Here is a 12,142-nt window from a genome sequence, read left to right on the forward strand (position 1 = left end):
AGATGCGTAAATTTTCTCATGTATTTTCATTTTATTTTAAAGAAGCATTTTTATCTAAAAAGTCATTAATTACGAGTGCGATTTTATTTTTAGTTGTGTTTGGGATTTTTGCATTTAATCATTTTACTTCAGGCGATGATAAAAATAAGGATAAAGATAAAATTGCAGTTGTAGTAGAGAGCTCCACATACAAAGTACAAAAAGAAGAGCTAAATAAGCTATTGCCATCAGCAAAAATAACGGTTGGTTCAAAGGATAATTTTGATAAACTGCATAAGCAAGTAGAAGAAGGCGATTTAGATGGTCTATTCCATGTGACGGAAAAGGATGGGGCTCCAGTGGTCACATATATGTATAATGGATTTCCAAGCCAAGCAACTTCTGCAATTATGGCAGGCTATTTAAAACAACAATATACGATGGTGACGATTGCAAAAAATAATGTTTCACCAGAAATTGCGCAGCAATTACAAGCAGAAATTCAAGTGAAGCAAGAAGCGATAAAAGATCGTACATCTTCTTTCGGAATTGCGTATTTCTTTACATTTGCTTTGTATATGTTTATTGTAGCTTTCGGAAATACAATCGCAATGAATATTGCATCTGAAAAGGCGTCACGTGTAATGGAAGTAATGCTTCCGAAAGTAAAGCCACTTACGATGATGTATGCGAAAATTTTAGCGGTTGTTTCAACGGCGTTATTGCAACTTGTAATATTGGCGTGTGGTTACCTTATTCCTTATTTGTTAGGTTGGGTCGATTTAGAAAGTGCCTCATTATTTGGTGTTCCAATTGACTTTACAAAATTAGATGCAAAGGTTATAAGCATGTTTCTTATCTATTTCATTACGGGATATTTACTTTATGCGATGATGTACGCTGCGGCTGGAGCTGTTGTGTCTAAGACAGAGGATTTACAAGCTGTATCTTTCCCGGTAATGATTTTGATTATGGCTGCATTCTTCATTAGTATTAAATCATTAAGTGATCCGAATAGTACCATTGTTGTTGTAAGTTCGTATGTTCCGTTTTTCACACCGATGGTCACCTTCTCGCGGATTGTAGCCGGTGAAGCAGGTATGTTAGAGATTACGATAACATTAGTAGTTTTATTGGCGACAATTGGTATATTAAATGCTGTTACAAGTCGTATCTATGTAAACGGCGTAATGAATTACTCCGACAAAGTGAAATTTAAAGATTTAGCGAAATTTATAAAGCGTCAATAATGAGAGAAAAGTATGATTTCCTATTGAAATCATGCTTTTTCTTTATGTATAAATTAAAAATAGTATATAATAATAAGAGTCGTCTTTTAATAGAATGAATACAAAGGAGGGTGTGCAGATGGGGATTAGTAGTCGTTTTACAGTAGGTGTTCATATGCTGACATTACTTGCTATAGATCGAAACTCTCGCTGTACCTCTGAATGGATTGCTGGTAGTGTGAATACAAATCCAGTTGTGATTCGTCGCATTACAGGAATGTTGAAGAGAGCAGGACTTGTTGATGTACAAGCTGGTAAAGGTGGTACGACACTTGCTCGTGATTTAGAAGAAATTACATTACTTGATGTATATAAAGCAGTGGAAGTTGTAGAAGAAGGACAACTATTTTCCTTCCATGAGAATCCCAACATTGAATGTCCAGTAGGAGCTAATATTCAATCAGTATTAGAAATTATTTTAATGCAAGCGCAAGAAGCGATGGAAAACGTACTTGCAAATGTAACGGTAGATCAATTAGTTACAAACTTAAAGTCCAAAATGAAAGAGTAAAAAAGCGAGCAACCTCATAATGAGGGCTCGCCTTTTTTTATTCGGAAATATTGAAAATTCTATTTTTCAGTATTTAAAATAAATTTACCAACAATAGCTGCTACGATACCACCAAGAATTGGTGCAACGATGAATACCCATAGTTGAGAAAGTGCTTCTCCGCCAGCGAATAAAGCTGGTGCGATACTACGAGCTGGGTTAACAGAAGTTCCAGTTAACGGAATTCCTAATAAGTGAACTAAAACTAATGTGAAACCAATTACTAATCCTGCTAGAGAAGAACTTCCTTTTTTACCTGTTACAGCAACGATAACTAAAATGAATACGAAAGTTAAAATAAATTCAACTAGAAATGCTCCAGATAAACCAAGAGTTCCAAAACCATTTTGTCCTAAATTATCTAAAGGTGTTTTAGCAGAGCGTAAAATTGTTACTAACGTTGCAGTTCCTAATAAACCACCTAAAATTTGAGCTAATACATAATAACAAAGTTCCATAGCGTTCATTCTTTTGTTGATGAACATAGCTACTGATACTGCTGGGTTAATGTGACATCCAGAAATTGTTCCGATGCTATATGCCATAGCCACAATAGATAGACCGAAAGCCATAGCGATTCCTAATGTTCCAATTCCTTCAATTCCGCCGCCAATGACAGCTACTCCAGTTCCGAATAATACAAGTACAAATGTACCAATAAATTCAGCGATTGCTTTTTTTAACATAATTTACCTCCTAATATTGCGCATGAAACGTATTATAACATAGGTTTTAGTATAAACAGCTAATGAAATACTATTCTGATAAGGCGAAATAGGGGGACAATAAAGAAAGAGTATGGTTCTTTGTTATAGAACCATACTCTTTTTTATGCTGTTTTTTTCTGTTTAACGACTGGAACAGAACGGTTTAAAATGCTATTTGCAACCATTCCTAACATAATAATAATCATTCCGAGTAAGGAAAGGCCACCAGGGAATGAACCATTCAAGAAAACAATTTCGCCTAGCACGGTAAAGACCATCGTTCCAGCTTGTGTTGCTTCAACAGCTCCGAGTAGAGCGAGGTTATCTTTTGCTAAGTCAGTAGCAAAGAAAAATGTCATCGTTGCAATAACTCCAGAACATAGTGCTAACAAAAATCCTTGAAGCATTTGAGTTGATGATGGAATACCAGTAGTGGAAAATCCGTATATCCCAAGGAGAATTGTAATAGGAAGACTTCCAATTGCCATTCCTAATACACGTTGGAATGTATCAAGACGTCCGCCAACAAGTTCCATCATTTTGCGGTTGCCGAACGGATATAAGAAAGCGGCTACCACGACAGGTAAAAATCCTGAAATGAACTGAGTCATCGTAATATGACCTGCTGCAGTCGCTTGCATACAAATTACACCAAGTAAAATAAATAATGCTACATATAAACTGCGAAGTGGAATTTTTCCACGTACAAGTTTTGTACCTGATTTCGTTTCTATTTTAACAAAAAATAATGGTGATAGTAGTAAACCTGCTAATATCGTAACTTGCCAAGTTCCAGCAACGAGCCAAGCTGGAGAAAAGACAGCTGCAAAACTTAATAAAGAATAGAAGCCAATACCTGCAACGGAACCCCATCCGATCCATGTAAATGGATGTTTCTTTAACTCTACCCATAACCCCCTTAAGTTTTTGCGAAATAAAACGATAAGGAATAAAATAGGGAGAGCAAATAAAAAACGGAAGGAAGCTGTCCAAGCCCAGCTTGTTCCAGATACATTCATTGCTCTGTTAATAATAAAGGTTGCAGAAAAAAAGGCCGATGATAAAAGACCTAGTAATATTGCGCGCATGAAGTATGGCACTCCTTTCGGAATTGAGTATTTATGTATAGTATAATATACTTAAAGTTAATAAAAGTAAACTATTTTATATCTTAAGGTGGTTTTTATATATGAAAGAAAATGAAGATATGCAAACGAAAGAAGTAATTCAGCAAGTAGGTCAGCTATTAAGACAAATTCGAAATGAGAAAAAATTAAGTTTAGAAGAATTAGCCCAAAAAACAGGGGTTAGTAAATTAACATTAGGAAAGATTGAAAGGGGCGAAACGAATCCGACGTTAGCTGTCATTTGGAAAATAACGAAAGGGTTATCGATTCCTTTATCAAGATTAATGGTTGTTGGAGAACCAGTAGCTGTTGCGCGCTGCGGAGAAGGGTTTGCAGTAGATGTAGGACAAGCATGGCACTTAGAAACGATGTTCCGTTACACGAAAGAAACGGGGATGGAAATGCACCGTGCTTGTTTAAGGTCGAATAGTATATATGAGCCAGAAGCTCATCATGAAGGTGCTATTGAGCTTGTAACGGTAATGAAAGGGAAAGTATCGATTCAAGTTGAGAACGATGTATACGAATTAAATGAGTTTGACTCTATTCAATTTGAAGCGAATAAAAAACATAGTTATAGAAATGAAGAAGATGAAGTAGCGGTATTACATTTAACGATGAAATATTCTTCATGAAAAAATCCCTATAGAAAAATCTATAGGGATTTTTTATACGCTATGCTCAAATAGATGAAAGAATGTTATTAGTAAGAGCGTGGCATAAGTAATAAACAAATAAAATAAACTAAAAACCCCGTCCCAAAACATAAAATAGCAATGACCCAAAGTATGCGAATGAGAGTAGAGCTAATATCAAAATATTCCCCTAAACCACCGCATATACCAAATAGCATTTTATCAGTTTCGGATTTACATAATCTTTTTGACATCTTCCAATCCACTCCTTTTTATCCCGCTTTAACGGGCAGTAAGACCCCCACCCAAAAATTCAGCGAAAGCAAAGAAGTTAGGTGGGGATTAACTGCCCGTAAAAGCCCGATTGGTTCAACTAATGATCAGTGGGGGATGAATAAAACCCCCACTGATCAAAGTTTCACTTTATAGCAAGCTATATACTTCTATTCTATATAGAAATTTATGAGAAGACTATGAGGTTGTATTACATTTTTTTTAGGAAACAGTCGTATTAATTGTCTTAATTTTCAGTTGATATTAAAATTATAATAAGAGGTAACTTTTAATAAAGGGTGGGGAAATAGAGATGACAGTATATTGGTTGACTAATGTAATGGTTGAATCAAGGTATGCATATGAAGAAGGGAAAATTTCACGAACAGAAACAGAATTATGTAGTTTACTTATTGAAGATGGACGAATTAAAAAAATTATAGAAGGGATTGTTCAAGAGGAAGGGATAGTAACTCTTGATGCCAATCGCTTATTAATTTTGCCTTCTTTCGAAGAGATGCACATTCATATTGATAAAACGTATTATAGTGGGCCTTGGAAAGCTTGTATGCCAGCAGAAAGTATTTTTACACGTTTTAATGAGGAAGAGAAGATTTTGCCAAAGCAATTAGCAACTGCTCAAGATAGGGCGGAAAATATGTTAGCGTTATTGCTTCGAAATGGTGCAACGAATATTAGAACGCATTGTAATGTTGATCCGATTATTGGACTTCGTAATTTGGAGGCGACGTTAGCGGCGCTGGAAACATATAAAAATCAGGTTTCTGGTAGAATCGTTGCTTTTCCGCAACATGGATTATTGCGCAGTAATTCTGTGCAACTTGTGAAAGATGCGATGCGTATGGGTGCGCATCTAGTCGGTGGAGTGGATCCAGCTACAGTGGATAATGATATCGAAAAATCATTACATACAATTATGGATATTGCAGTAGAATTTAATGCAGATGTTGATATTCATATGCATGATGCGAATAATCTTGGGACGTTTACGATGAAGCGATTGGCAAGTTTAACAGAAGAAGCGGGATGGCAAGGTCGCGTAACAATTAGTCATGCACTTGGACTTGGTGGTGTTACGGATAAAGAAGTTGAAGAAGTGGCGGAAAGACTAGCTGCTTTAAACATTGATATTACTTCAACGGTGCCAATTGGGAAACAAGTAATCCCAATTCCGTTATTAGATAAAAAAGGTGTGAAAGTTTCATTAAGAAATGATAGTATTACTGATCATTGGTCACCGTTTGGCACAGGTGATATGCTGCAAAAGGCAAATCGATTAGCGGAACGTTTTGGATGGAGTGACGAAAGGTCTTTAGGAAAAGCCCTTCGCTTTATTACGGGAGGAAAAGAAACGTTAAACAATGAAGGGAAACGAGCATGGCCGAATGTAGGAGATGAAGCGAGTTTTATTTTGACGAATGCAACATGTACAGCTGAAGCGATAGCGCGTCAAACAGAGAAGCGTTTAGTCGTGCATAAAGGGAATATTGTTGTTGGAGGTTTAAATGAGGTGGAATTGAATAATCTTGTGTAGAAGAATCGTTTAAATGCCTTGAGGAGGGTTCTAATGGTGGGTATAGAACTCTTCTTTTTTATTCTTACAATATATTTTTTATAGGAAAGCTAGAAGGGATGAAAATTTTGGACAATCAACATAACCAAAATCATATTATGGGAACTTTGCAATGGTTTATTTTTTTATTAGCAAATTCAATCGCACTACCAATTGTCGTTGGCGGATTATTTCATCTTACGACGGAAGAAATATTTTATTTAATGCAGCGTACATTTTTTGTAGTTGGTATATCTTCTTTTTTACAAGGTTGGATTGGACATAAACTGCCAATTGCGGATGGACCAGCTGGATCTTGGGTTGGGGTGTTTACCGTACTTGCTTACGCAACTGTCGGGCAAGATCAATTACATAGTACGTTGCAAATTTTAGAATTAGGAATGATCATTTCCGGTGTTGTTTTAATAGGATTAGGAGTCACTGGCTTTATCGGACGTATTTTATTTTTATTTACGCCGCTCGTTACAGGGACGTTCTTGCTTCTATTATGTTTGCAATTAAGTGGTGTGTTTTTAAAAGGGATGTTAGGAATTACAGCTACTGTTTCTCAAATTGATGGATTTACAGCATTGATCGCTTTTGGCATATTTTTGTTCGTAGTTATACTCTCTAATTTTGGAAAAGGTTTTGTTAAAAGTTATGCGGTTTTAATAGGATTGATTAGCGGTTGGATTATTTTTCTGATCGCAGGGAAAGTGACGATTCCGTCTCAAGTAACTCATTTTGTACAATTTCCACATATATTTGCTTGGGGACTTCCAAAATGGAATACAGGTATGGCTGTATCAAGTTTCGTTATGGTATGTATTTTAGTTTCAAATACAGTGGCAGCTATTATAGCGATCAATCAAGCTACGATTCATAAAGCGGCTATTGAACAAAAACAGCTGAGAAATGGTACGTGGGTTGGAGGGATTTCGCATATGATTTCTTCTTTATTTTCAACAGTAGGTGTCGTTCCATTACCAGCAACGGCAGGTTTCATACGTTTAACAAATCAAAAGTATATACGTTCATTCTTATTGGCCTGTGTACTATTAGTCGTTATGTCGCTATTTCCAAGTATTATTCGTTACTTAGCCTCTCTGCCATCCGCGGTCGCATCTGCGGTTTTAATGGCTTCGTTCGTGCAACTCATTGGAATTGGATTCCATAATATAAAACAAGTGCCACTTAGCGAACGGAATGTAACGATCTTAGGAGTCGCGGTATTGTTTGGCTGCGGCGTTATGTTTTTACCGTCTGGAGCACTTCAATCATTGCCTTCTGTTATGCAATATGTATTCGGTAATGGTTTGTTTGTAGGTACTGTTGTAAGTATATTGCTAGAACAAATATGGCGTACTGGAAAGTAAGTGGATAAAAAGAGTGTACGCACTGTATAAAAGTCTAAAATAACATAGGAAATAAAGCCCATTTTCATTCACCACCTGCACATTTCGTTCATACAATATCTTGACTAAATAAACACCCAACTTACACATATACAGCTCTGGCTTAAGCAAGGAGGGTTATACCAGTTGAAGGAAAAAGCGTATCAATCTAAACCGTTACTCACAAAGAGAGAAAGAGAAGTATTTGAATTACTCGTTCAAGATAAAACAACGAAGGAAATTGCAGGTGAACTTTTTATAAGTGAAAAAACAGTACGCAATCACATCTCAAACGCAATGCAAAAGCTAGGGGTTAAAGGACGTTCACAAGCAGTTGTTGAGCTTCTTCGTATGGGAGAGCTCGAGCTATAAAAAGAAAGCCGACTTTTATATGAAGAGTCGGCTATTTTTCTGTCTGTTTCACGTGCTATATGAATGATAAGAATGTTTCATACATAAATAGGTAGTAAGGAGGGGATATGTTGAAAAGGATATTGTTAGTTTCAACAAGTGTTCATGATATGAATGGACACCCGACTGGTCTGTGGCTGGAAGAGCTCGCAGCTCCGTATAATTTATTTAAAAAGGCTAAGTTCGATGTTGATCTTGTATCTATAGAAGGTGGAGGGGTGCCTATTGATAGAGTATCGATTCCCAATGGTATACCTCGTGAATTTAAGCATGTCGCTTCTTTGTTGCAAAATACGAAGTCGATTTCGAAGGCTCATTTTTTAGATTATGATGCAGTTTTATTTGGTGGTGGACACGGGGCTATTGTGGATTTTCCAGGTAATCCATATGTAGCGAATTTGATTGAGAACATGTACAACAATAACCGGATTGTAGCGGCTGTTTGTCACGGAGTAAGTTCTTTGGTCGGTGTGAAAAATAAAGATGGCTCGTTTTTTGTTGTTGGTAAGCGTATAACAGGTTATACAAACGATGAAGAAAAAGCTGTACATTTGGAAAAGAGAGTGCCGTTTTTATTAGAAAGTAAATTGAAAGAAGAAGGGGCTTTGTTTTATGTTGCTCCAAATTTCACGCCACATGTAGTAGTAGATGGGCATTTAATTACAGGGCAAAATCCGCAGTCTAGTATGGAAATAGGGAAAGCTATAAGAAGAGCTGTAAATAAATTACATAAAAAGTACCCGCTACTAACAAAGGTAGCGGGTACTTTTTATGTATAGCGTAGATTGAAATTGTAATAAACTAAAAAGACGTAATGAGTATAATAACTTCATTTATAAACATTCATGAATTTGCTATACTATTTTGTATGAACAAAAGGGGAGGCTCTTTTAAATGAGAAAAGTAGCGTGTGCAAATACGTATATTAATAAAATAAAGCCCGTTATTCGAAAGACGAGTTTTAGCCAATTAAAAATAGATGAAATTGCGAAATATATGGATATTAGTAAAGCTACTTTATATAAACGTTTTTCTTCGAAAGATGAGATTATTGAGGCAGTAGTAGAGGATTTTATAAACTATCTTCTTGAAGGAGATGCGGATAATCAAGATGAAAGTATGTCGTTTACAGAACGTTTCCAAAAGACGTTTATCCATTCTTTAAAATGTGTGACGTATATTTCGGATGTCTTTTTACAAGATTTGAAAGAAGCGTATCCGCATTTGTCGGATCAATTAGTCGCTGCACAACAAAATCGCAATCGTAATTTGCAAATGTTTTTTGAGTCGGGTATGGAACAAGGTTACTTTAATAAAATGAATGCGCAACTATTTATGGTGCAAGATGATGTGATGTTAAGACGCATTATAGATCATACTTTTTGCATTCAGTACGATATTACGTTAAAGCAAGCGATACTGGATTTCTACAATTTGAAGAAATATCAACTGTTTAAACCGGAATTTTTAGATGCAGTTGATGATTCTGAAATTGAAAAAGAAATTATAGCTAATTTACAAATGATTTCGTAAAAAAAGCAGATTTCCCTTACTAGAGGGAAATCTGCTTTTTTAGTACATATTATTTTTGCAGCTGTTTTAATACTAATTCAGCTACTGAATCACCTGAAGCAGGGTTTTGACCAGTAATTACACGATTATCTTCTACAGCGTAAGCTTCCCAAGGTTGCGCAGCTTTTTCGTAAAGTCCCCCATTTTTAACGATTTCATCTTCTGTTAAAAATGGAACGAATTGATCTAATTCAGCTAGTTTCTCTTCTTCATTTGAGAATCCTGTTACTTTTTTATCATTAATTAAACGGTCCCCGTTACTTAATGTGATATGGAATAAACCAGCAGCTCCGTGACAAACAGAAGAAACAATTCCGCCATTTTCATAAATGTTGCGGCTAATATTTTGAAGTTCTTTGTTTTCTGGGAAGTCCCAAATAACTCCGTGACCACCCGCGTAATAAATAACAGCGTAGTCTTCTTGATTCACTTCACTCGGTTTCATTGTGGAACCGAGACGATTCATAAATTCTTTCTTTTGATACCATTCCCAATCGATGCTCTCTGCCATTGCTAAACTATGCGGATCAATCGGTGTATAGCCGCCTTGTGGACTGACATAATCTACTTCGTAACCAGCTTCTTCTACTTTTTTAACGAAATGGACAGCTTCACCAAGCCAAAGCCCGGTAGCACGATTTAAGTTTGGATATTTTTCTACACTTGTTAATACAACTAATATTTTTTTCTTCATCATAATCCCCCTTCTATATAAAAGTTCTTTATTTACTTAATTTTATTAAGTTAGAAATTGTAAATTTGAATAACCATGTCAGTCCCCTTTATACCGGATTCGAAATTAGTGTATAACAATTTTTGAACAAAGTAAACTAAAAACACTAAACTAGTTTACTTTGTATATTTTTCGTTGACAAACTGTAATGCTGAAACTATGATAGTTCCATGAATATCGAACAACATACATGTTTCGTTTCGAATTCAGTTTGTCGCGCGATAAATTATCATCTTTTATACATTTGATGAAGTTGTTTAGTAGTGATAGAGGAGCTAAACAACTTTACCCCGCTATTTGCCGGGCAGCAAGATCCTTCAACTGAGAATTCAGCGAAAGCAAAGAAGTTATATGGGGATCGGGCTGCCCGTAAAAGCCCGATTGGTTCAACTAATAATCAGCGGGGGATGAAGCCCCCGCTGATTAAAGTTTCACTTTATTTTTCATTTACAGTTACTACAATCAGGAGAGGTGTTACACATGGGGAAAGATATAAGTAACCATTCAAAATGGTTTGTTTTCACATTATGTTTTATCGTTTTATTAGGACCGATGAATGCGGTTTTATTTAATGTAGCGTTAGAGGGTATTGCTAATGATTTATCTATTAGTCAATCGAAAGTAAGTTGGGTTGTAGTAGGTTATTCCTTGGTTGTCGGTATTGGTTCGATGATATATGGGAAGTTGGCTGATCGTTATAGCGTAAAAAAACTATTGATTATTTCAATTATCATATTTGTAGCGGGTTCTATTATTGGATTTATGAATCAATCTTATGCGATTACCATTCTTGCAAGATTAGTGCAGGCGAGTGGGGGCGCGGCGTTTATTGCGCTTAGTATGATTGCAGTGGCAAAATTAGTTGCTCCTGCTAAGAAGCCTGGTGCATTAGCGATGATTAGTTCTTCTATTGCATTAGCAATAGGCATTGGTCCTTTAGTTGGCGGGGCTATTACAAATACATTAGGGTGGCCATATTTATTTTTATTTATGGTTATTTCAGTAGTTGGGATTTTCTTGCTTATAAAATTTATGCCAGAAGAAGCGCAGTATACGGATGAAGCGTTTCATTTTGATTACATTGGAGCGGCGTTATTATTTGCATTCATTACGACTGTTTTATTAGGTGTCAATATTAATAGTTGGCTATTTGTGTTATCGGTAGCTTTCTTATTTTTATTCACGGTTCGTATGAAGAACGCGGAGCATCCATTTATTGATATTGAGTTATTTTCGAACAAACCATTTCTTCGTTTAATAGCGGTCGGGTTTATAATTAATGTGGCGTTATGTGCTAGTCTATTATTATTGCCATTACTGTTAGGAAGAGGGCACGGATTGTCGCCATTCGTTATCGGAATTGCATTGTTTGTTGCATCACTCTTTGGTATTGTATCTAGTTTTATGACCGGAAAGATTGTTCCTTCGTTTGGGAATGTAAGAATGATTTATGTAGCGTCTGTAGTTATGATCGTTGGCTTTTTAATTTTAGGGCTTATTCCGAACGGGAACTTATTCATTATTTTAGTGGCGGTTATTTTAACATTTATGAGTTATTCAGCTATTCAAGTATCATTAAACACATTTATACCGAAAACATTACATCCAGCTAAAGTTGGAGTCGGTCTTGGTTTATATAATTTAATTAACTTTTTCGGTATGGCATTTGGACCAGCTGTAGCGAGCAAGGTTATGGAATCTACAAATAGTTATCGTTTTAATTTTATTTTAATCATCGTTTTAATTTCTGCTCATTTCTTCTTATTAATAGGAATGTCTTCTTTCCAAAAAAAGATGGAGCAATAAAGTGAAACTTTAATTAGTGGGGGCATCCCCCACTAATTATTAGCCCACACCAATAGGGCTTTTACGGGCAGCCCGATCCCCATATAACTTCTT

Annotated in this window: 13 protein-coding genes; 9 read left to right on the plus strand and 4 right to left on the minus strand. The window is 36.0% G+C overall.

The features are described from left to right. Positions 1-2: 2 nt before the first annotated feature. Positions 3-1,229, plus strand: coding sequence for an ABC transporter permease (locus SJY24_RS07775; RefSeq protein WP_377864307.1), 1,227 nt, complete (start codon positions 3-5; stop codon positions 1,227-1,229). Positions 1,230-1,347: 118 nt separating this feature from the next. Beyond that, entirely contained in the window at positions 1,348-1,779 is a 432-nt protein-coding gene (locus tag SJY24_RS07780; protein WP_000512998.1) for an Rrf2 family transcriptional regulator, read from the plus strand. Positions 1,780-1,838: 59 nt separating this feature from the next. Here SJY24_RS07780 and SJY24_RS07785 read toward each other — a convergent pair whose 3' ends face one another. Then, the gene (locus SJY24_RS07785) at positions 1,839-2,504 is read right to left on the minus strand and encodes an MIP/aquaporin family protein (protein ID WP_000913204.1); all 666 of its coding nucleotides are present in this window, start codon (positions 2,502-2,504) and stop codon (positions 1,839-1,841) included. 143 nt (positions 2,505-2,647) lie between these two features. Next, entirely contained in the window at positions 2,648-3,613 is a 966-nt protein-coding gene (locus SJY24_RS07790; protein WP_377864308.1) for a DMT family transporter, read from the minus strand. Positions 3,614-3,714: 101 nt separating this feature from the next. On the opposite strand from SJY24_RS07790, the gene SJY24_RS07795 reads away from it, so the two are divergent. Then, positions 3,715-4,287 (plus strand): helix-turn-helix domain-containing protein, encoded by a 573-nt coding sequence (locus SJY24_RS07795; protein WP_377864309.1) that lies wholly within the window; start codon positions 3,715-3,717, stop codon positions 4,285-4,287. Positions 4,288-4,355: 68 nt separating this feature from the next. Here the strand turns inward: SJY24_RS07795 and SJY24_RS07800 are convergent, their stop codons facing one another. Continuing rightward, positions 4,356-4,541: a PspC domain-containing protein gene (locus SJY24_RS07800; RefSeq protein ID WP_000044335.1), complete on the minus strand. Its 186-nt coding sequence runs from the start codon at positions 4,539-4,541 to the stop codon at positions 4,356-4,358. A 332-nt stretch (positions 4,542-4,873) separates the two neighbouring features. Here SJY24_RS07800 and SJY24_RS07805 point away from each other — a divergent pair, with 332 nt between their 5' ends. The 5 genes from SJY24_RS07805 (at position 4,874) to SJY24_RS07825 (ending at position 9,471) form a co-directional block, all read left to right on the plus strand. Beyond that, positions 4,874-6,115 carry an amidohydrolase family protein gene (locus SJY24_RS07805; RefSeq protein WP_377864310.1) on the plus strand — a complete coding sequence of 414 codons (1,242 nt, stop codon included), beginning with the start codon at positions 4,874-4,876 and terminating at the stop codon, positions 6,113-6,115. Positions 6,116-6,213: 98 nt separating this feature from the next. Next, positions 6,214-7,509, plus strand: coding sequence for a purine/pyrimidine permease (locus SJY24_RS07810; protein WP_377864311.1), 1,296 nt, complete (start codon positions 6,214-6,216; stop codon positions 7,507-7,509). A gap of 165 nt (positions 7,510-7,674) precedes the next feature. Continuing rightward, a complete protein-coding gene (gene gerE / locus SJY24_RS07815; RefSeq protein ID WP_000659484.1) occupies positions 7,675-7,899 on the plus strand; it encodes a spore germination transcription factor GerE in 225 nt (74 codons plus the stop codon). 107 nt (positions 7,900-8,006) lie between these two features. Continuing rightward, entirely contained in the window at positions 8,007-8,717 is a 711-nt protein-coding gene (locus SJY24_RS07820) for a type 1 glutamine amidotransferase domain-containing protein (RefSeq protein WP_377864312.1), read from the plus strand. Between the two features lie 115 nt (positions 8,718-8,832). Further along, on the plus strand, positions 8,833-9,471 hold the full coding sequence (locus tag SJY24_RS07825; protein ID WP_001233016.1) for a TetR/AcrR family transcriptional regulator: 639 nt from the start codon (positions 8,833-8,835) through the stop codon (positions 9,469-9,471). A 49-nt stretch (positions 9,472-9,520) separates the two neighbouring features. Here SJY24_RS07825 and SJY24_RS07830 read toward each other — a convergent pair whose 3' ends face one another. Beyond that, positions 9,521-10,204, minus strand: a complete 684-nt coding sequence (locus tag SJY24_RS07830) for a type 1 glutamine amidotransferase domain-containing protein (RefSeq protein WP_377864313.1) — start codon at positions 10,202-10,204, stop codon at positions 9,521-9,523. A 519-nt stretch (positions 10,205-10,723) separates the two neighbouring features. Between SJY24_RS07830 and SJY24_RS07835 the strand changes: the two genes are divergently transcribed. Next, positions 10,724-12,049, plus strand: a complete 1,326-nt coding sequence (locus SJY24_RS07835) for an MFS transporter (RefSeq protein WP_377864314.1) — start codon at positions 10,724-10,726, stop codon at positions 12,047-12,049. Positions 12,050-12,142 lie beyond the last annotated feature (93 nt).

This window comes from Bacillus sp. R86525 (assembly GCF_042466195.1).
Lineage (GTDB): Bacteria > Bacillota > Bacilli > Bacillales > Bacillaceae_G > Bacillus_A > Bacillus_A nitratireducens.

What these genes read in the sequence shown, in the direction of transcription:
- SJY24_RS07785 (WP_000913204.1), bottom strand. Translation starts at nt 2,504, where the DNA reads ATGTTAAAAAAAGCAATCGCTGAATTTATTGGTACATTTGTACTTGTA.
- SJY24_RS07795 (WP_377864309.1), top strand. Translation starts at nt 3,715, where the DNA reads ATGAAAGAAAATGAAGATATGCAAACGAAAGAAGTAATTCAGCAAGTA.
- SJY24_RS07775 (WP_377864307.1), top strand. Translation starts at nt 3, where the DNA reads ATGCGTAAATTTTCTCATGTATTTTCATTTTATTTTAAAGAAGCATTT.
- SJY24_RS07820 (WP_377864312.1), top strand. Translation starts at nt 8,007, where the DNA reads ATGTTGAAAAGGATATTGTTAGTTTCAACAAGTGTTCATGATATGAAT.
- SJY24_RS07810 (WP_377864311.1), top strand. Translation starts at nt 6,214, where the DNA reads ATGAAAATTTTGGACAATCAACATAACCAAAATCATATTATGGGAACT.
- SJY24_RS07835 (WP_377864314.1), top strand. Translation starts at nt 10,724, where the DNA reads ATGGGGAAAGATATAAGTAACCATTCAAAATGGTTTGTTTTCACATTA.
- SJY24_RS07805 (WP_377864310.1), top strand. Translation starts at nt 4,874, where the DNA reads ATGACAGTATATTGGTTGACTAATGTAATGGTTGAATCAAGGTATGCA.
- SJY24_RS07825 (WP_001233016.1), top strand. Translation starts at nt 8,833, where the DNA reads ATGAGAAAAGTAGCGTGTGCAAATACGTATATTAATAAAATAAAGCCC.
- SJY24_RS07780 (WP_000512998.1), top strand. Translation starts at nt 1,348, where the DNA reads ATGGGGATTAGTAGTCGTTTTACAGTAGGTGTTCATATGCTGACATTA.
- SJY24_RS07790 (WP_377864308.1), bottom strand. Translation starts at nt 3,613, where the DNA reads ATGCGCGCAATATTACTAGGTCTTTTATCATCGGCCTTTTTTTCTGCA.
- SJY24_RS07800 (WP_000044335.1), bottom strand. Translation starts at nt 4,541, where the DNA reads ATGTCAAAAAGATTATGTAAATCCGAAACTGATAAAATGCTATTTGGT.
- SJY24_RS07830 (WP_377864313.1), bottom strand. Translation starts at nt 10,204, where the DNA reads ATGAAGAAAAAAATATTAGTTGTATTAACAAGTGTAGAAAAATATCCA.